The 2,348-nt window shown below is 64.7% G+C and carries 2 protein-coding genes and 1 pseudogene; all 3 read right to left on the bottom strand.

The annotated features are described in order from the left end of the window. Positions 1 to 710 (bottom strand): hydantoinase/oxoprolinase N-terminal domain-containing protein (locus AC1D00_RS36905; RefSeq protein ID WP_477014058.1); only part of this gene is annotated, 710 nt, incomplete at its 3' end. 141 nt (positions 711 to 851) lie between these two features. Further along, positions 852 to 1,672: pseudogene (locus tag AC1D00_RS36900) on the bottom strand (NAD-dependent protein deacetylase). Positions 1,673 to 1,817: 145 nt separating this feature from the next. Beyond that, a complete protein-coding gene (locus AC1D00_RS36895) occupies positions 1,818 to 2,222 on the bottom strand; it encodes a hypothetical protein (RefSeq protein WP_027545609.1) in 405 nt (134 codons plus the stop codon). Positions 2,223 to 2,348 lie beyond the last annotated feature (126 nt).

Below are 2,348 nucleotides of genomic sequence, written 5' to 3'. Positions count from 1 at the left end.
CCACGGAACTGCTCGACCTGCAGGGCATCGGCCATGCGGGCGAGATAACCGTCGATCAGCGGTTGCACATAGGCGTTCGCGACCGCGGTGGACGTGCGCTCATATTCGCGGATTTCCGGACACACGGCCGATGACACCGTCACGGAAATTCCGGGCATCTCCTCGCTGAGGATCGCGGCGGCGCGGCGCTCGTGCTCGGGATTGGCGTAGGAGTGCAGGAAGGCGATCGCGACGCTCTCGACCTTCAACTCACGCAATTTTGGCGCGAGTGCGCGCACCGAGGCTTCGTCGAGCGGGAGACGGACGGCGCCGTGCGCGTCGATGCGCTCGGGCACGGTGAAGCGCAGGCTGCGCGGCGCCAGCGGCGTCGGCTTGTCGATGGCGAGATCGTACTGGTCGTAGCGGCTCTCGGTGCCGATATCGAGCACGTCGCGAAAGCCCTCGGTCGCGATCAGCGCCGTCTTGGCGCCACGGCGCTCGATGATCGCATTGGTCGCGAGCGTGGTGCCGTGAATGAAGACGTCGATGTCGCTGATATGGGCGCGCGCATCGGCGAGAATGAGACGCATCCCGTCCAGCACCGCCTGTTCGGGCCGCTGCGGCGTCGTCAGCACCTTGCGCGTCTTGCGCACCTCGCCCATGTCCAGAACGATGTCGGTGAACGTGCCACCGATATCGACGGCAAGCCGCACCTCGGCTCCCTCAAGCATTCCAAAATTCTCCGGCTGATCGTCAAGACTGGGGACAAAAACGCAGCAATTTCCGTGCCATCAGGCATGCCGGCAACGCCGCGCCCGGCCATTCTGCTTGGCACCCATGCAATACGCAAGGCGTGTTCGCCTCGCAGGCGATCAGAGCAGGAATGCAAGCGCCGCTTCGCAGCGCTCCTCGACCTTGAGCGTCAGGAGATCGTCGGCGCGGGTGCGCCCGAGATTGACCGCGGCGATCGGGATCTGCCGCTGCGCGGCAGCCTGCACGAAGCGGAAACGGAATAGACCATCAGCGAGGAGCCCACGATCAGCATCGCGTCAGCCTGCGACAGATGGTCCTGCGCGGTGGCGACGACGTCGCGCGGCACGTTCTCGCCGAAGAACACGACGTCGGGCTTGAGGATGCCGCCACAGGAGTCGCAGGCGGGCACCTTGAACGAGGAAAAATCCGCGTGCTCCAGATCGGCATCGCCGTCAGGCGCATCCGCAGCATCGAGCGCGAGCCATTCGGCATTGGCGCGGCCGAGCGTATCCTGGAATTCGTTGCGCGGCGTCTTCGCCCCGCAGCCCATGCAGCGGACCAGATCGAGCCGGCCATGCAGGTCGATCACCTGCCGGTGGCCGGCGGACTGATGCAACCGGTCGACATTCTGGGTCAGCAGCATCCCGCAGCGCCCGTTCGCCTCGAGCCGGGCCAGCGCATGATGCGCATCGTTCGGCCTTGCCTGGCCGAACCGCCGCCAGCCGATCAGGCTACGCGCCCAATAGCGCCGGCGCGTGTGCTCCTCCGACATGAAGGCCTGGAAATTGACCGGCTGGGTCCGCTTCCAGTTGCCATGGCTGTCGCGATAGTCGGGAATGCCGGAATTGGTGCTGCAGCCGGCGCCGGTCAGCACGAACAGACGTTCGTGCCGGGCGACGAAATCCTGGAGCGGTCGATTTGCCAGCGGAGCATTTGACATGGCGCAGATGTAGTCCGTGCCGCGACATTTTGCCAGATCACTCCCGGACCGGCGGCTCGAAGCCGGCGATGGGTTGATCCGTGCCGGAGAAATGCCGGCGGCGAATGCTCGCGCACCAGCTTGTCCCGCCCGAACACATCACCCGTCAGATCTTGCTGGGGTCGGTGTCATGCCTGTGCTTGTGAAGAAACCGGGCGATCTGCCCACGGAGCGCCGCTGTGTCCAACAATGTTCCGACCGATCCGGCGGTGTCGAAGATCTCCCGCTGAAGCGTCGTTGGCAGAGAATTCCATTGCATGATGACGGCCGCGCCGAGACATCGCAAAACGCGCTCTTCCTCCGCCGCGAGGGCTGCGCCGCGCAGTCGCTCCGTCTCCCCGGCGTTGACTGCATCCACGTATTGGTCCGCGAGCACCTGCTCGTTGTCCGCGCGCGATGCGAGGCTGTCCTGCAACTTCTCGAATTTGCGGGTGTCATCCTTGCCGGACGAACTCCTGGCCAGTTCGCCGTACGCGGCCGCTCTTGCACGATACTGCAGAAATTTGAACATGCCGCCTCCTTTCGTTGAAACTCTCCGCGCATTTCGACCCGCCGGCTAGGCCGGCGTCGCGACACTCAGAGAAGCCAATGGAGCGTCGAACGTGTACGCGAAGCCGCTCTCCTCATAGGTCAGTTG

It is taken from the genome of Bradyrhizobium sp. P2_E8 (genome assembly GCF_056403875.1).
The sequence above is the reverse complement of the archived record's forward strand: the minus strand, read 5'-3'. Positions and strand labels throughout refer to the sequence as shown.